The 17,304-nt window shown below is 40.6% G+C and carries 18 protein-coding genes and 1 pseudogene; 5 read left to right on the top strand and 14 right to left on the bottom strand.

Features of this window, described 5'->3' with window-relative positions:
* Positions 1 to 236 precede the first annotated feature (236 nt).
* From BSO02S_RS21740 to BSO02S_RS21720, 6 genes and pseudogenes are all read right to left on the bottom strand, one after another.
* Positions 237 to 809, bottom strand: a complete 573-nt coding sequence (locus BSO02S_RS21740) for a carboxypeptidase-like regulatory domain-containing protein (protein WP_066072673.1) — start codon at positions 807 to 809, stop codon at positions 237 to 239.
* 237 nt (positions 810 to 1,046) lie between these two features.
* The gene (locus BSO02S_RS21735) at positions 1,047 to 1,415 is read right to left on the bottom strand and encodes a DUF488 domain-containing protein (protein WP_066072671.1); all 369 of its coding nucleotides are present in this window, start codon (positions 1,413 to 1,415) and stop codon (positions 1,047 to 1,049) included.
* 36 nt (positions 1,416 to 1,451) lie between these two features.
* Positions 1,452 to 1,682: an excisionase family DNA-binding protein gene (locus BSO02S_RS21730; RefSeq protein ID WP_066072668.1), complete on the bottom strand. Its 231-nt coding sequence runs from the start codon at positions 1,680 to 1,682 to the stop codon at positions 1,452 to 1,454.
* A 5-nt stretch (positions 1,683 to 1,687) separates the two neighbouring features.
* Positions 1,688 to 1,855: pseudogene (locus BSO02S_RS27310) on the bottom strand (P1 family peptidase); the annotation flags it as partial.
* On the bottom strand, positions 1,856 to 2,791 hold the full coding sequence (locus tag BSO02S_RS21725; RefSeq protein WP_066072666.1) for a dipeptidase: 936 nt from the start codon (positions 2,789 to 2,791) through the stop codon (positions 1,856 to 1,858). It abuts the pseudogene before it with no gap.
* 121 nt (positions 2,792 to 2,912) lie between these two features.
* Complete coding sequence (locus BSO02S_RS21720; RefSeq protein WP_066072664.1) at positions 2,913 to 3,368, bottom strand: SRPBCC family protein; 456 nt, start codon at positions 3,366 to 3,368, stop codon at positions 2,913 to 2,915.
* A 321-nt stretch (positions 3,369 to 3,689) separates the two neighbouring features.
* Here BSO02S_RS21720 and BSO02S_RS27615 point away from each other — a divergent pair, with 321 nt between their 5' ends.
* Positions 3,690 to 3,860 (top strand): hypothetical protein, encoded by a 171-nt coding sequence (locus tag BSO02S_RS27615; RefSeq protein ID WP_169802782.1) that lies wholly within the window; start codon positions 3,690 to 3,692, stop codon positions 3,858 to 3,860.
* A gap of 73 nt (positions 3,861 to 3,933) precedes the next feature.
* Here BSO02S_RS27615 and BSO02S_RS21715 read toward each other — a convergent pair whose 3' ends face one another.
* From BSO02S_RS21715 to BSO02S_RS21705, 3 genes are read right to left on the bottom strand one after another with little or no spacing between them, the layout of a single operon-like run.
* Positions 3,934 to 5,250, bottom strand: a complete 1,317-nt coding sequence (locus BSO02S_RS21715; protein ID WP_066072663.1) for a purine/pyrimidine permease — start codon at positions 5,248 to 5,250, stop codon at positions 3,934 to 3,936.
* 17 nt (positions 5,251 to 5,267) lie between these two features.
* The gene (locus tag BSO02S_RS21710; RefSeq protein ID WP_066072660.1) at positions 5,268 to 6,236 is read right to left on the bottom strand and encodes a bile acid:sodium symporter family protein; all 969 of its coding nucleotides are present in this window, start codon (positions 6,234 to 6,236) and stop codon (positions 5,268 to 5,270) included.
* Positions 6,237 to 6,252: 16 nt separating this feature from the next.
* Positions 6,253 to 6,585, bottom strand: coding sequence for a rhodanese-like domain-containing protein (locus BSO02S_RS21705; RefSeq protein ID WP_066072657.1), 333 nt, complete (start codon positions 6,583 to 6,585; stop codon positions 6,253 to 6,255).
* A gap of 391 nt (positions 6,586 to 6,976) precedes the next feature.
* Here BSO02S_RS21705 and liaG point away from each other — a divergent pair, with 391 nt between their 5' ends.
* The 4 genes from liaG to BSO02S_RS21680 all read left to right on the top strand — a co-directional run bounded on the left by liaG (position 6,977) and on the right by BSO02S_RS21680 (position 10,711).
* Entirely contained in the window at positions 6,977 to 7,849 is an 873-nt protein-coding gene (liaG, locus tag BSO02S_RS21700) for a LiaG family protein (protein ID WP_066072655.1), read from the top strand.
* Between the two features lie 176 nt (positions 7,850 to 8,025).
* Positions 8,026 to 8,415 carry a YuzC family spore coat inner layer protein gene (locus BSO02S_RS21695; RefSeq protein WP_066072652.1) on the top strand — a complete coding sequence of 130 codons (390 nt, stop codon included), beginning with the start codon at positions 8,026 to 8,028 and terminating at the stop codon, positions 8,413 to 8,415.
* Between the two features lie 230 nt (positions 8,416 to 8,645).
* Complete coding sequence (locus tag BSO02S_RS21685; protein ID WP_066072647.1) at positions 8,646 to 10,016, top strand: MATE family efflux transporter; 1,371 nt, start codon at positions 8,646 to 8,648, stop codon at positions 10,014 to 10,016.
* Positions 10,017 to 10,195: 179 nt separating this feature from the next.
* Positions 10,196 to 10,711, top strand: coding sequence for a DoxX family membrane protein (locus tag BSO02S_RS21680; RefSeq protein ID WP_066072645.1), 516 nt, complete (start codon positions 10,196 to 10,198; stop codon positions 10,709 to 10,711).
* Between the two features lie 49 nt (positions 10,712 to 10,760).
* Here BSO02S_RS21680 and BSO02S_RS21675 read toward each other — a convergent pair whose 3' ends face one another.
* The 5 genes from BSO02S_RS21675 to BSO02S_RS21655 form a co-directional block, all read right to left on the bottom strand.
* Positions 10,761 to 12,425 (bottom strand): glycoside hydrolase family 13 protein, encoded by a 1,665-nt coding sequence (locus BSO02S_RS21675; protein ID WP_066072642.1) that lies wholly within the window; start codon positions 12,423 to 12,425, stop codon positions 10,761 to 10,763.
* A gap of 19 nt (positions 12,426 to 12,444) precedes the next feature.
* Positions 12,445 to 13,488, bottom strand: coding sequence for a LacI family DNA-binding transcriptional regulator (locus tag BSO02S_RS21670; protein ID WP_066072639.1), 1,044 nt, complete (start codon positions 13,486 to 13,488; stop codon positions 12,445 to 12,447).
* Between the two features lie 48 nt (positions 13,489 to 13,536).
* Positions 13,537 to 14,379: a sugar ABC transporter permease gene (locus tag BSO02S_RS21665; RefSeq protein WP_066072635.1), complete on the bottom strand. Its 843-nt coding sequence runs from the start codon at positions 14,377 to 14,379 to the stop codon at positions 13,537 to 13,539.
* A gap of 1 nt (position 14,380) precedes the next feature.
* The gene (locus BSO02S_RS21660) at positions 14,381 to 15,667 is read right to left on the bottom strand and encodes a sugar ABC transporter permease (RefSeq protein WP_066072633.1); all 1,287 of its coding nucleotides are present in this window, start codon (positions 15,665 to 15,667) and stop codon (positions 14,381 to 14,383) included.
* A 149-nt stretch (positions 15,668 to 15,816) separates the two neighbouring features.
* Positions 15,817 to 17,076, bottom strand: a complete 1,260-nt coding sequence (locus BSO02S_RS21655; protein WP_066072630.1) for a sugar ABC transporter substrate-binding protein — start codon at positions 17,074 to 17,076, stop codon at positions 15,817 to 15,819.
* Positions 17,077 to 17,304: the final 228 nt, after the last annotated feature.

Genomic DNA, 17,304 nt, shown 5'->3' with positions numbered 1-17,304 from the left:
CCTCGGGCAGAATAACCCTCTCATTCTTACCGTTCGGCCCATTTTTCCGCTCTCTCGGGCAGAATAACCCTCCCATTCCCCCGTTCGGCCCATTTTTCCGCTCTTTCGGGCAGAATAACCCTCTCATTCTTACCGTTCAATACTCTTTTCGGGAGTTTTGGGCTTTATGAATCTCTCTTATCGACTTTGAGCGCTCCTTTTCTTTTCAGACCTTTCCCAAATAAAGATAATCATCATTATTCCAATGTCATTGCAGGCCCCCATGGAGCAGGAGCTATAGATTCATCATTGATATACTGCCTCTTTAACCCTATTTTCGCAGCATAATAATCAAGCATGTCAAAAACAGTAAACCGATGAAAACTAGCGTTAAGAAATTGTGGTTCATTTCGTCTCTTAGGGTCTATCTTCCAAAGTGATATGGAAACTCTTCCAGTATGATCGTTATATTCATTAATTGGAACACTGAAGTCGATATGTTCGTTATATCCATTTGCAACGGCAATTACGGTTACCTCCCCCATATTCTTCATAGGAAATCTTAAATCTTTAGGGGCTATAACAGGTAATGTTGCTTCTCCCTTGGAATTTGTCAGCTTAGTCGCAATAATCTTTCCTAATGAATTAATAACAACTAATCGAGCATTACTTATTGGCATTCCTTGTTCACCAGCAGGTTCAATCGTTGTCGTTACTTTAGCAGTCAATATAGCTGACACCGTGTTTTCACCATTTGTCTCAGCAAATCCTGATATGGCAGGATAGAAACAAAACAGACTTAATAAGATAAAAAAACTCTCTTTGACCATAGATACCACACCACCCTTCTTTTCTAGTTATATTCTCGGTATTTTTGATTTTCATTCCAAAAAATTACCTTATTCTAGTTCACTTACCTGAACCTTTTGAAAAAAGACATAAAAAAAATCGGACTCGAATCCTTCCATGTTGATTTTTCCCCTCTCATTTATAAATGATCATGTAAATTAGTAACATGAAAGGAGGCTGAACCTTCAGCCTCCTTTTGGTACTCTTATTGCTTTCGTCTATTTGTCCATCCTAAAGATCAATTCTTCCATTAAAACCTGTGCGTGGTTATGTATTGGATCTTTTGCTCCATACAGCAGTGTCACCGGCCTATTTGAAGACCATTCAATAATTTGGTCTACAGCAAGGGATTGCTGTTCATTTGTGCGAAGCTCATGAAGGTAGCGGCTTTGAAATTCCTCGAACCGCTCAGGCAGATGTCCGAACCATTTTCTTAGCTCGGTGCTTGGTGCCGCATCCTTGAGCCAATAGGTCAATCTAGCTTCCTCTTTCGATATTCCCCGCGGCCAGAGCCGGTCAATTAAAATTCTCTGCCCGTCGGCTTCGTCAACAGGTTCATAGACTCTTTTTAAGAAAATATTTTTCATATTATTGCCTCACGTTTTATGGACTTTTTACTGCCCTTAATCCTCATCCTTTATATCGAGATCTTCCGGGATGGGTTCACTGAGGATTTCCTCGACTAAATATTTATATTTTTCTACTTGTTTTAGGTGGGTTGTGAATTGGTCTTTATAAATTAAATATTCGTTGCCATCAAATAGGGCACGAATTTTCTTTTGTTGGATCAGGCTTTTGACTGTTTCCTCTGGAACCGATAAATATTCTGCTGTTTCTGTTATTGTTAGGTACAATGTCTTTACTCCTCTTTGTAAAAATTAAGATGATTTACTACCCGTCCCAATCTTCCTGTAGTTGTGGCTGCTTGTGACAGCGAATTAAGAATGGCTTCCTCTGCTGCTTCGGCTGCGGCCGCAAATAACTGGTTCATAATTGGATGCTCCTCACGAAGCTGCCCCCGGGTCTCTCATCGTTCTATCCCTGGTCGATGATTCAGGAAGTTTTCACAGGCAAAGCCTCTTACTTCTTCCTCTTTATAATGTTTTAACAGTTCATTTATAAGATTTTGGCTTTTCGAGGCGTCCTCTAAATGAGTGATAAAGGTGGAAATACCATCGAAATCCGACCCCAATCCAATTTGCTTCACTCCGCCCAATGCGCAAAAATGATCAATATGCTTCACCAGGTCTGAAATCGTCGCCTCTCCCGATTCTTTTACAAAAGGTGGATGGTAAACAACATGAATCAGCCCGCCTTTGGCAAACATTGCTTTCGCTTGTTCATCTGTTACGTTGCGTGGATGATGACAAAGTGCCCTGGCATTAGAATGACTGGCGATCGGGTACTTAGCTAGCTCAATGACCTCCCAAATTCCCTTATCGCTTAAATGGGAAACATCTGTTAGAATTTGATGCTCATTATTAAAAGCAACAATTTCTTTTCCAAACAGCGTCAGCCCTCCGCCGCGCGGTTCTCCGGCACCATCTGCAGCCAGATTCGCTTGGTTCCATGTCAAACCAACGGAACGAACACCCAACCGATAAAGAATATGGAGCTTTGCTAAATCGTTGCCAATCGGATCGACGCCTTCAAGTGTTAACATCGCTCCAATCTGACCTAGTTTCAGCCGGTCAAAATCGGACCATTCTTTAATATGGACCATATCCGGATTTTTCCCGAGCACTTCTTTGTAAAAATAATCGATTTGCTCGAGGACCACTTGAAATTTCTGGTCTCCCTTAATTTCCGGTTCAATAAATATGGCAAAGCACTGGACCTTGACTTGGCCAAGATGTAATCGCGTTTTATTCGTTTGTAATTCAGGCGCATCTGCAAACCGTAATGCCCCTTTAGCTTCTTGGAGTTTCATTAGTGCATCACAATGCAAATCAATAATATTCATAGTTAGAAGACCTCTTTTTAATAAAATCTTAACATAAATTATAGTGGACCACTTAAATTTAATTTATAACGGAAAAAGCCAGGGACTCCGCGATCCCCAGCTCCAATATTATCTAGCATGCTTAGATTGTCTCTGCCAGTTCTTTTACCTTCGGCAACACCTTGTCCCAAATCTCAGCACTTGCATCTCTGTAGATTTCTCCATCCGTCATTACAGAAAAATCCCCTTGTAAAATATGAAGGTTCGTCTTCCCATTACCTTCTGTCAATTCAAAGGTAATGCCATCTTCATCTGTCAATGGCGGTCTTTCCGGACTTCGAACATCAAATACGGTAAAGCGAAGTAGTTTATTCCGGTCAAGAGCAGTGACATTTCCTTCGACAATAACGGATCCGTCCTGCCCCTTCCAAAGGACTGGGCTTTCCATTTCCCAAGATGATTCAAGGTGAAACTGTGGTCCGCCGCTTGAAAACTCAGTTGCCCATTGGCAATTATATTCACTAATCGTCAGGACCTCCCACACCTTTGAAGCTGGGGCATTGATTTCAATCGTTTTGTCCACAAAGAGTTTTTTCATAAGTACCTCCCAAGGTCATTTCTATGTTAATTTCATTATACTTTACTAAAAATCATCGTTACAAACATTTATGATTCCGAATGGTGCCTGACACTAAAAGGTTTGACACTAAAAGGTTCGGCCTCCACCGGCATTCAAACCTCTTTTCAGTGCCGGACAATGTGACCGTTTGCCTGACATCCAGTTTGATTCTATATAATTTTTTGTTTGTGTGGGATTGGAAAATAAAATATCCAGCCAATGAACTGGATAAAAGCAGGCGGGTCTGTCAAACTTAAATAATAAGGTTTGTCTAAAAATGAACAATAGAGGGATGAGTGAATGAAGAAAAGTTTGTATGCTAGTGGTGATGAAGTAAATATCCGCGCTTCCGGTGAATCCGTAACCATATTTAAAAGTCAATATGTAAAAAACATGAAAAGGTACTCTTATACTGTCAATGAACATCCAAATACCTTTTTCTTTGAAGAGGAATTATCGAAAGAAGAATAACGATACGTAGATAAAATCGTAAAAAAAGAAATTCCCCTCACTAGCATTGCGAGGGGAATTTCCTTTTGAACTTCTAATTATCTGTACTTACAGCACTCTTCTTTTCCCGAAAAATCACATGCTCAAGCAATAAACAAAACATGAGTCCGACTAAGAGCCCATTGGCAATAATATTGCGCAGCCATGGTGCGACCGTTTCAAAGGCGGTCGTCGGCATAAACATCATTCCAATTCCGACCATTAACGAAAGACCGATGACTAATAAATTTCGTGATGAAGGTTCCTGCCCCATCAGGTCACGAATTCCAAAACCCATCATTTGCGAGAAAGGAATAAATAAGGATGCATAGGCAACCTCCAATGGCAGGGTTGACAGAAATCCGCCGATATAGGGGAAAAAGCCAATGACCATAATCATTACCGCACCTATAATCAAGGGACGCTTCGCTTTAATGCCTGTTGTTGTAATAAACCCTGCCGAAACCGACAAAGGAACAACCCCCACCACCGAAAAGATTCCCGAGACGAACAAGTTGACCCCGTTGCCAAAAATCCCCTTTTGATATTGTTTGGGCTGGATTTCTTTTTCAAGCGCAATTCCAACAACTAAAATGCTGGCAATCACATTGGAAATCAATACAATGGAAGTAATAATAGAGGTCAAGATAATCCCTACATCAAATTCCGGCGCCCCCCAGCTTAATACCTTCGGGATGGCAAACCAGCTTGTTGGCTCATAAGCCTTACCAATATGAAGTAATCCAAACAAATGGAATAGGCCCCAGCCGACAATAATTCCAACGAGCGGCCCCATACTTTTCCAGATACCTTTTGCTTTTAATGAAAAAAGTAAAATGATAACGATTTCAGCAAGACAAATGGCTGTAATTTTCCCATTTAAATGATTGGTAGCTGTGATGCCGAGGATGCTTTTAAAAAACGAACCACTCAGCTGACTGACGAGCAGGATTAAATAAACGCCTGTTACTATTGGGGTAAAGAGAACACGTATTTTTTCAATAATCGGTAAAAAACCTAAGATGGCCAAAAATAACCCGGCAATGATGAGGCCCATTTCTAATTGCTGCAGCAGGATTCCCTGGTCCCCGGGGGCACTCATCGTACCAAGCAGAATAAAGATGGCCCACCACATACCAGCCGCGCCCTCAACGACGGGAAGGCGGTGCCCAATAAGCACTTGTATTAAGGTGGCTCCACCCGTGACGAGAAGCATGCGTTGCATAAAGGTTGAAATTTCCGCCGGCGACATATGAAACGCCGCCCCGACGACTACAGGCACAGCGATAATATTTGTAAGCATAAAGACAGCCCACTGGATGCCCTGCACCCCTGACAAAAGGCTGCTATCCTTGTTTGTTAAGTCATTCATTTTATAAAACACCCTTTTTAAAATGCGATAGATTCTTGTTTTTCCACCTTTTTATGATAATAGCGCTCGAGAAAATGCCCATTGATTGAGGCCAGCACTTGTTGAAATAGCATGCCGACAACCACTGGCACAGCCACTGAAGCGGGAAAATAGGCAACGGCGATGACGGCCCCGGCACTAATATTCCTCATTCCACCTGTGAAAGTCAGTGTAAGGACAGTATCTCGGTCCCTTTTCATTAATTTGCCCAAGAGGAAGGAAAACAAGTAACCAGTAAATGCAATCATAAAGACAGTCAACGTAATACCAACTAGTTTCAAATTGATATTCCTTAAATAAGGAGCAACCACTGCCCCGTTAAGCATGACCACAAATCCAAGGCTGATTTTTGAAAAAGGAGCAAGGCGGGTTCCTAATTGGTCTTTAATCTTCCCCTTTGTTGCCTGGTTTAAAAACATGCCAATTATGGACGGGATCACAATCATACCCAATAGCCCTTTCATAATGCTGATGAAGTCCATTTCAACCGTTTTTCCCATAAACATTGACAGCGAAAATGGAACAATGATTGGCGATAGCAAGGTATCGATTAATATAATGGATAGCACTAGCGGAATGTTCCCTTTGTAGATGGAAACCCAAATGAAGCTCGTAACGCCGGTTGGGATGACCATGCCCAAAATGAGACCGGTAATCGTGTAGGCGTCACCAGAAAAGGCGATATGCCCGATGCCCCATGCCCAAATCGGCATGAGGATATGCAAGATTAACATCGCCAGAAAAATAGGAAACGGATGGATTATGACATCTTTTAATGATCTGAAATTGGAACCTAAGCTCCCCGCGAAGGTCATGAAGGCGAAAATCCAGGGGATTAAATAGGAAAAATCCTTCAGATAAGCGCTGAGCAATACTCCTATCACAACGCTGACTGGAGTAATTAACGGCATGATTTTCTCTAGTTGTTTATTTAGCTTTTGCAGCATGTAAGGTCTCTCCTAATTAGTCTTCAAGCGAACTCAAATATGCTTTCCATGCCGTAAGGCCGCCTTCTAATACAGTTACTTTATAGCGTTGAGCATCGAGGATACCTGCACATTTTGCGGCGGAATTCCCCGTTGTACAGGTGACGATAATTTCTTCGTCCTTCGGCAGGTCCAGCAGTACATCTTCTTTCTCGTCCATTTGAAAAATAATCGACTTTGGAACGTTTTGGCTTTCTTCTATATGAAATTCTTTGTATTTTTCTTCTGCCCTGACGTCGAGGATAACTACCTTTTCATCAACTTGCAGCCTTTCATGAAGCTCCCTTGGTGTCATTTTCTGAATTGTCATCTGAAACACCTCCATAAAAAGGATACCATAATTTCTTTTCTATGGAAAAGGGGCGGAGCTCCGCAAAAGCGAATTAGTATGGACAAGTTTAGCATTTGATATACATGATTGGACTATGAATAAAGTGAAGCCTAGCTCTGCTCACACCGCCTTAATTAGGTGACACCGGCTAGTTCTCTGAAATTATTTTCATTGTAGATGGAGCGTGGAACGCCATACTAGTTTTCAAAGGATGATAAAAATCTTTCGGCAACCCGAAAATAGGAAGTAGGGGATGACTTCCAAATACATCTTTAGTCGTAGCAACAAATAATTCTCAGGTTCATTGAGGAATATCAAAGGATTTCTTATCATTTATATAGAAGATGTTAGAAAAAGGGGATGGAAAAAAGTGAAAAGAATCGTGATTCTTTTATTGGTGATCACTGGGCTATATATTATCTATACACAGGCATTGCAGTTTGATTGGTTTAATTCAGACAATAACAATAAAGACGGAAAGGCTTCGATAACGGATAATATTGACATGATTGAAGTAAATATTTCAAGTATCAATACGATGATTATTCCGGAGGATCGGAAAGATTTAAAGGTTGTTTATACTGGAAAACAAAAACTAACAGTCGCGGAAAAGGGAGATAAGGTAGAGGTTTCTCTTAAAAGCAAAGGGTTTGATTGGTTCAACTGGTTCACCCCCTCGGAAAAGAAGAAGCTAAAAATCTTTATTCCTGAAAAATATGACCGGAACATGAACATCAAGGTGGGTTCGGGGAATGTAAATTTCACTGGTCAATCAAAGAGCAACCCAGTAAAACTAGAGGAATTAACAATAGATATCGGTTCTGGTAACATGCAGCTCCAAAATCTGGTCATCAAACGGTTTGAGCATAACGGGGCTTCCGGAAATGTTGACATTGATTCCTTAAAAACTGAAACGGGTTCGTTTGACTTAAGCTCCGGCCGTCTTGATGTCAAACACTATACAGGTGCAATCAAAGCAAATGTAGCCTCTGGCAAGCTTAATTTTCAGCTCGATAAGTTAACGGACCCCATTGATATTGAAGTAACCTCTGGAAGTGTTGGGCTAAACCTGCCTAAAAACGCCGATTTCACCCTTAATGGGGATGTGACTAGCGGCAATATAACTTGTGACATTCCATTGACCTCTAAAGAAAATAAACATAGGAGCATCAAAGGAAAACATGGCTCCGGCAAGTATAAAATAAACCTTGAATTAACCAGCGGCAATATTCATATCAAATAACGAAGAAAAGCGCGTGGACACAACTTATATCCACGCGCAAGTCCCACATTGAAGGCGGATACGACTGCCCCATTACACAAATGCCATTCCGGTCCATGGAAGGTAATAAGTAACAAAAGCCCCAAAATGTCATACCGTATATTGCCTTGTGCTTTTTACATGGAAGGAGAGTTACGATGTACTATAACCCTTTTCACTATTCACCCATTCCCCCGATGAATCCTTATATCCCTTATCTAGTTAATTATCCATACACTCGAAGTTATCCAGCGGTGGATACAAAGATATTTGCCAGCTCGGTCAAATCATTTCGAATACTAATGGAACAAGGGAGTATATTGCTAGACCGATTAGGCAATCTTGGGTTCGCGAAAAAGATGATGACCGCAGCGCAGCAGGGGAAGAATGCAGAAGTGGATACAATGATTAAATCCATTGGCCTAAAAGTCCCGGTGACTACCAAGTTTACGCCAACAGGTGTGAACTTCATCCTAACTACTCAAACAAACCAAAACCAACCAGGTAACTGCTGCACCTTAACTGTCGCCATGAAATGGGGTCTGTAGGGCTGTTTTGCTAAACCGTTTGTTTAGATACATTATTTTTATAAAAAAATTCCTGCCGGCGATTTTTTTTTTGATAAAGCCGGTGGGTTTTTTTGTGGAAAAGAGCGGAGCGGAGCAAACGTTGTTTTTTGAATGCCTATGTCTGATTCATCTATTTTTATTGGCAGCTTAAGTGTACAATGGAATTTATTAAATTTTATTAGGCTAATAAGGTAAGGAGTATCAAAGCTTTGAAGGATCAAACTAGCAAATTTCAAGAACAGACACTATTCAGTATTTCATGGCCGCTCTTTATTGAGCTGGCCCTTCATATGGGCATGGGCATTGTGGCTACATTTATGTTAAGTCACTACTCCGATGCCGCGGCAGCTGGAGTGGGGGTTGCCAACCAGCTATTGAACATTTTCATATTAGTCTTCACCGTGACTTCCATCGGCGCAACCGTATTAATTAGCCAAAATCTCGGGGCTGGCCGCCTGAAACAGGCGAGACAGTTATCACGGTCGGTATTCGGATTGAATTTTTGGTTTGGTATCATCATATCCATTATCGTTTTCCTCTTTGGGGAACACTTATTACGTTTATTCGACATTCAAGGAAAAGTATTTGATTACGGGCTTACATTTGTCCGTATTTGCGGGATCTCCCTCTTTTTCGAATCGATTTCGCTAGCGTTAAGTGCCATTCTAAGGAGTCACGGGTATACAAAGGAATCAATGGTCGTGACAGTGGTCATGGACCTGATCAGCATTGGCGGAAATATCCTAGCCATTTCAGGGATTTTTGGCTTACCGATTACAGGTGTCACCGGTGTATCATGGGCAATTGTTGCGGCACGCGCTTATGCTGTTTGTGCCTTAATCTACTTAGTGTATGACAGACTTTCATTAAAGCTGGCAATCAGTGATATTTTCAAAGCGAAGAAAGAAGATATTAAGAGTCTGCTTTCGATTGGAGTTCCATCAGCAGGTGAAAATCTTTCTTATCAATTATCCCAGCTCGTTATTACTAGCTTCGTAGTCTCGATGGGGACCGCTTCGCTTGCCGCCCGAGTCTATATTCTAAATATTAATATGCTTTGTTATTTGTTCACACTAGCAATTGCCCAAGGAACGCAGCTACTTGTGGCACGGTACATTGGCGGTAAACGGTTTGATAAGGCGCTGCATCGCGGTATTCGCACTTTAAAAGTCTCCATGGCAGCCTCATTGATTACTTCGGTAATTATTGCCATGATTGGGTCGCCTTTATTGGAAACTTTCACAAAAGATCCTAGCATCATTGCCATTGGTCTGCCGGTATTATGGGCAATTGTTTTCGTCGAACCGGGTAGGGCTATGAATATCGTTCTGATGAGTTCCCTCAAATCCGCCGGCGATGTCCGTTTCCCCGTTATCATTGGCATGTTATCGATGTGGGGAATTGCAGTTTCCTTAAGTTATCTGTTCGGTATTCATTATGGTTTAGGACTGTTAGGAATATGGCTGGCCCAAGGGGCAGATGAATGGCTGCGGGGATGCTTCGCCTTAAGACGTTGGCTCATGAAACCGTGGGAGCGTCGAAAAAAAGAGTACAGAAAACTGCTTTGCAATAGCAATTAAAAATGGTATCCCGACCAAATTGGGATACCATTTTCTTTTAAAAAGGAAAGCTGTTCATGCATTTGTCAAAACATTTCGAACAAATTTTGAACTTATCACTATTACCATGTTTTTTATGTAAAATTCCAATATATTGGAAGTAGAAAGAAACAAATAAAAAAGGAAAGGCGGAATGAAAAATGTTTAACAAATTTTTAAGAGAAAATAAAATCTCGGCGGTCCTTTTAACAGTCATCCGTTTATACCTTGGCTATTCTTGGTTCACAGCAGGATTACACAAACTAACAGGCGGATTTGATGCGGCAGGATTTCTAAAAGGGGTAACAGCTAACCCGGTTAAGGGGCCGGACGGTGCCGTGGTTTACGGATGGTATGTTGAGTTTTTGAAAAGCTTCGCTCTGCCGAACGTTGACTTCTTCAACTTCATCGTCCCTTGGGGTGAATTATTAATTGGCTTAGGACTTCTCTTGGGCTGCTTAACAACAGCTGCTTGTGTTTTCGGCTTAGTAATGAACTTCTCTTTCTTCCTAGCTGGAACGGTCTCCACAAACCCTACAGACATTTTCCTTGGCTTCATCATCTTGGCTGCTGGTTATAATGCAGGAAGAATCGGTTTAGACCGCTGGGTGGTTCCTTATATCAGAAAAATGAGCGGCAAAGGACTTGGCAGCAAGAAACCTAAAGCAGCAGCGTAACGAACAATACTAAAAGACGATTCGGTTCCGAATCGTCTTTTTCCCATTACTATACGCGATATACTCTTGCTTCGTATGGTTTTAATGGCACCTGATGTAGTAATTCATGCTCATTCACTTGATAATTATGAAGCATTAAATTCGTATATTCCAAGGGTGCTCCTGTGAATTCTGCCGGCTTAGCGGAAAGGTTTGTAATGACGAGTACCTTTTCACCATCCAAGTCCCTTGTGTAAGCATAAATTTGCGGATCATCGTTCAACAGCAGCTCATAATGACCATAGGTAAACACTTCATGCGCCTTTTTCAAGCGAATCATCTGTTTATAAAAGTTCAAAATAGAAGAATCGTCATTTTGTTGTGCTTCTACATTGATTCTATTATAATTTGAATTCACCTTTAACCAAGGCTCACCAGTGCTGAAGCCGCCATTTTCTTCGGATGACCATTGCATCGGCGTCCGTGAATTATCACGACCTGATGCCCAAATAATCTCCATGATTTCCTCGTGTGGTATTCCTTCTTCACGCTTCAAGCGATACATATTTTTTGCCGAAACATCATCATAGTCATCGATGGAGTCAAATTGAACATTGGTCATGCCAATTTCTTGGCCCTGATAAATAAACGGTGTTCCCTGCATCAAGAAATACATTGCCGCAAACGCTGTGGCACTTTCCCGCCAATATTCTTGATCATTTCCCCATGTAGAGACAATTCGTGCTTTATCATGGTTTTCGATAAATAAGGCATTCCATCCCTTACCTTCCAGCCCCTTTTGCCAGCGCGATAACACATTCTTTAACTCGACAATATCCAATTCTTTTTTCTTATCAGTATCCCAAAGATCTAGATGTTCAAATTGAAAAACCATATTGAACTTCCCATTCTTTTCGCCAATCCATTGCTCAACATCTTTAGCATCATCCACCGTTACTCCGTTCGCTTCGCCAACCGTCATGATGTCATATTTAGAAAATGTCTCGTTTTTCAATTCCTGTAAAAACGCTTGGATGCCATCGACATTCATCATTTTTTCAAAACATGAAACATACGCCAGTCCTTCAGGATTTGGCATATCCGCTAGGCCTGCTTCCTTATTTATATGGCTGATTGCGTCAACCCGGAAGCCGTCAATCCCTTTATCCAGCCACCAGTTAACCATTTCGTAAAGGGCGTTACGAACTTCTTTGTTTTCCCAATTTAAATCAGGCTGTTTTTTTGAAAAAATATGCATGAAATATTGATCCGATTTTTCTTCATATTCCCATGCAGAGCCGCCAAAAATACTTTCCCAGTTATTAGGCTCTTTTCCGTCTTTCCCGTCCCGCCAAATATACCAATCCCTTTTCGGGCTGCTTTTAGAGGAACGGGATTCGATAAACCAGGGATGCTCATCACTTGTATGATTAATGACTAAATCCAAAATTAATTTCATTCCGCGTTGATGTGTTTCTTTTAACAGCAAATCAAAATCAGCCATCGTTCCGAACTCGCCCATAATTTGCTGATAATCGCTAATATCATAGCCGTTATCGTCATTCGGTGATTGATACATGGGACTGACCCAGACCACATCGATTCCTAATCCCTGTAAATAATCTAACTTAGAAATAATACCTTTAATATCTCCAATTCCATCCCCGTTGGAATCTATAAAGCTGCGGGGATAGATCTGATAGGCCACTGCTTCTTTCCACCATAATTTATTCAAATTAAATCCTCACCAATCCTTACTTATGTTCCATTTCTCCTGAATTTGGCTGACTGCATGACAACCTTTCCACTATTCTATGGGAGATAATCAACCGCTTCGTTGGTTCATTCCTATTTTCAATCTTTTGGATTAAGCTTTTCGAGGCTTGGTAGCCTAGTTCAAATATATTAATATCAACCGAAGTTAATGGCGGCTTCGCCAACTCCGCAAGAAGAAGATTATTAAAACCGACAATTGAAATATCTTCCGGAACCCTAATTCCTAATTCATCAAGGGTGTTAAGGACACCAAGAGCCATAAAATCATCAGCTACAACAAGTGCGGACGGCGGGTGTTCAAGCTGCATTAATGCACGAACAGCCTCCTGACCCCCTTCTCTTAAAAATTCCTGATGGATGATATAGTCTTTTCTCGCGTCAATGCCTGCATGCACGATTGCCTTTTTATAACCCTGAAGGCGGTCAACTGTTACAATTAGGTCAAGACTTCCTCCAATAAAACCAATTTGACTATGGCCGAGCTTGATTAAATATTCGGTTGCATCTTTCATGGCACGAACATTATCATTATCAACATGAGTAATTTCTTCGACATCTTTATAAGGCTTTCCAATTAAAACAAAGGGAAATTCTCTTGCCTTTAAATAGGAGATGACCTCATCCTTAACTTTAGAAGTAAGGAGGACAACCCCGTCGACTCTTTTTCCCTGCACCATTTGAATGACCGCATCAAGGATTTCCTTTTCTGATTTCCCAGTGGTCATATGAAGGGCATAATTCTTCTCTTGTGCTCCATCGCTAATTCCCTGTAATACCGTAGGGAAAAAGGGATTTTGAAAGCCAACATCTTTTGAGCTAGGCATGACTAAGCCTAATGCCTTAGTTGACTGGCTTGCTAAATTCCTCGCATTTAAATTAGGATGGTAACCAAGCTCTTCCATTGCCTGTTTTACTTTTTGTTTGGTTGCTTCGCTAATCCTTGGACTATCAGCAATGACTCTCGAAACAGTTGATGGTGCAACGTTAGCTAGCGTCGCCACATCCTTAATCGTTACATTCATATATTTTCCCCTCTCAAAGGGTCTAATTCATTCAATAATATTATACACTCATCCTTTTGTTCCGCCAGCTGTTAATCCAGATACAAAGAAACGCTGGAATGACAAGAAGAGAATCGCAATTGGAACAGCAATTAATACAGCTCCGGCAGCAAATGTAGTAAATTCAGCACCAAACTGCTTGGCCACAAGATCATAAAGTCCGACTGCTAACGTATAGTTCTTTTCAGTTCTTAGTAGTATGCTCGCAATAATGAAATCTCCAAATGGGGCAATAAATGCGAACAAGGCTACAACGGCAATAATTGGTGTGGCAAGCGGCATGACAATTTGGAAAAAGATTCGTAAATGTCCGGCACCATCAATTTTCGCCGATTCATCAAGCTCCTTCGGAATCGTGTCTAAATAGCCTTTCATCAGCCAAGTATTCATCGGAATCTGACCGCCGACATAGACACAGATTAGTCCTAAGTGGGTATCAATTAAGTGTGTAAGTGTCGCTAATATATAAATCGCGATTAAAGCGGCAAAGTTTGGAATCATTTGTAAAATCAAAAAGGTCATTAAGCCGTTTTTCCGCCCCACAAAACGATAGCGGGAAAATGAGTAGGCTGTTAAGCTTACAAGGATAACGGTAAAAATCATCGTTAGAATACTAACCTTAAGCGAGTTAATATACCAGTAGATATAATTCATTTTACTCGTATCAAAAAGCTGCTTGTAATGTGCCAGTGTCGCATTTTTTGGAATAATGCTGGAACCTGATAAGCTCTGGCCTGGATTAAATGACGATCCGATAATCCATGCCAATGGATACAAAATAATCACGAACATAATCAGGACAACTAAGTAGGTCAACGCAAGTCTAGTGAAATTCTGTCTTTTCATACTCATATTACATCATATCCTCTTCTTGGAATGATTTTGTTCGTTTAAACTGCCATAATGCGACTCCAATGACAATGATGGACAAGAGCATCGTCAGCGTTGCTGCTTTCGAATATTGTGCGGATGTCATCGTCAGGCGATAAATCCATGATATAAGGATATCTGTACCGCCGGCGTTCTGGTTTGGAACCGCAGGACCTCCGCCGTTAAATAGATAGATTAGATTGAAATTATTAAAGTTAAACGTATATTGAGTAATGATTACCGGCGCGGTTGCAAACAAAACAAGCGGCAACGTAATATTTTTAAACTTTTGAAAATTAGAAGCCCCGTCAACAGTAGCAGCTTCATATAAATCTTGCGGAATGGATTGTAATACACCTGTGGTCATCGCAAAGATGAACGGGAACCCTAACCAAGTTTGAATGAGGATTAAGGCAATTCTCGTGAATAGCGGTTCCGTCATCCAAGGAAGGCCTTCTATACCAAAGAATCCAAGAATATCCCGATTGATCGCACCAAAGGATTCATTGAACATCCCAGCGAAAACAAGAATGGATACAAATGCTGGAACAGCCCAAGGTAAAATAAACACAGTCCTCATAATCGCTTTTCCTTTCACATCCTTTTGATTAACAAGGATGGCAAGGAAAATCCCCAATGCTACCTGGAAGGTCGTCGCAACGAATGTCCATACCAATGTCCAGGCTAGAACGGAGAAGAAAGTTTGACGCCAAATATCTACTTGGAAGATTTCTAAAAAGTTTTTAAACCCTACCCAATCGACAAGCTTTGCTGGCGGTGTGTGGTAAAGATCATAATTTGTGAAAGCAAGCAGGATAACGAAAATAATCGGAAAAATAACGACAAAAACTAAAAGTAAAAATCCAGGTGACATAATTAAGTAGGGAAAACCATTGTCAACAAGATTGCGATACTGTTCTTTTATCGTGCTAATGGATTCATCACCATCACGTCTTTTTCCTATCTTATAGGCATCCCTTAGATTGAAAATATAAAAGCCAAGTCCAAAGACAAGCACAATGATTGATAAGATCCCATACACCAGGAGAAAAATAGAATGATCTTCAAATGGGATTTCTCCCAATGTGACTAATCCCCATAATCCCAAATTTAATAAATCCTTAAAGACAAAGATAAAGGCTGCACTCAAAACCAGGAAGGCGATTCCTTTTAAAATTTGTTTGTTATAAAGCTGTCCTAAGCCAGGAATAATCGAAAGTATCAGCGCCTTCTTACGGTGGTTGGTTGGATAGGATAATGCTTCAGACATCCTACACTCCCCTTTCTTAATATGATAAAAAGTAAGCTTTTTTTAAAGGCTTTATCAAGAAAAAATCTATTCTCCCTCATAAAGCATCTAAATAATGTATGAATAGATGCAGTACCTCAAGGATAACCTGGAGGTACTGCTATTAGGAATTACTTCGTAGACTGGATACCAGCTTTAATTTGTTTAACAGCTGAATCAAGAGCCGCCTTAGGTTCTGCTTTTCCAGTTACAACTGTTTGAAGAGACTTAGCCATTGGGTCCCAAACTTGACCCATTTCAGGGATATTTGGCATTGGCGTAGCGTATTGAGATTGCTCAGCAACCGCTTTTGCTCCTTCGTTATCTTTAATGGCTGGATCTTCAAGTAACGCATTGTTTGTTGGAACCTCAGCCGTTTGTTCAAAGCGATATTTAGAATTTTCATCATTTGTGATAAATTCTAGGAATTTAGTTGCCCACTCTTTGTTTTTAGAATAAGCAGATACATGCCAGCCTTTAACACCCATGAAGGTTTTCACATGTTCACCGTTTGGAAGTGTTGGAAGTGCTGTAATACCAATTTTCACACCAGCATCAGTATAAGGCTTAAACGACCATGGTCCATTCATTACAGAAGCCGCTTTTCCTTCAGTGAAGAGTCCATCCATAGCAGCTCCGCCATTTTCACCAATGATTCCTTTAGGGAATAGGCCATCCTTGTACCATTTTTGAATATACTCAGTACCTTTAACAGCACCTTCGTTATTTAGACCGATGTCTTCTGGGTTATTATTATCTTTGAATACATATCCGCCCATACCACCGATGATACCGTGAGCAAAATAGAAGTTATCCCAAAGAGCAAGGAATCCATACTTTCCATCTTTCGTGAAATCTTTCGAGAAAGAGTAAACATCATCCATTGTTTTTGGAGCTTCTTTCATTAAATCTTTATTGTAAATGAATACAGGTGTTTCAGAAGACTTTGGAAGTCCGTATAATTTACCATCGTATGTTTCTGCATCAATAGAAGGTTTTGAGAAACTATCTGTAACCTTGCTATCCACTTTAAGCTCTGCTAATAGGCCTTCAACCGCTACTTGACCAACTTGGTCATGTGGTAATGTTACGATATCCGGGCCTGTCCCAGCAGGACCATCAAGACGTAATTGATCACGCATTTTTGTTGCCATTTCTACTTCTTTATACTCTATTTTAATACCATTTTCCTTTTCAAAATCGGCAGCTACCTTTTTAAGCCAGCCAGATTTGTCTTTATCTTCCCAAACTACAAGTTTATCTGGTTTTGCAACTGTTTCTTCCTTCTTGCCAGTATCTTTTTTGCTCGAATCATCCCGCTTAGGGCCACACGCAGACAGTACACCAAGCATTAGGACAGCCATCAAAAAAATCGAAAGTGCTTTTTTCACTTTTTTTCCCCTCCTGAAGGTAGTTTTGATTTAGTAGTAAAACCACTTTCCAAAATGAAAACTGAGAATAGCGCTTACATTTGCGAAAACGGTTGCACAACTTACCCTTATTATAATCCTAAACTGATATTTTACAACTAGTTTTGCAAATAATTTTTTATTATGCATTTTGGCTGAAAATCAAATTCATTAATGTTTATTTCCCTTTTTCATTATTTTTTAGTAAAA

Source organism: Neobacillus soli NBRC 102451 (genome assembly GCF_001591665.1).
Classification (GTDB): Bacteria; Bacillota; Bacilli; order Bacillales; family Cytobacillaceae; genus Neobacillus; species Neobacillus soli.
The sequence above is the reverse complement of the archived record's forward strand: the minus strand, read 5'-3'. Positions and strand labels throughout refer to the sequence as shown.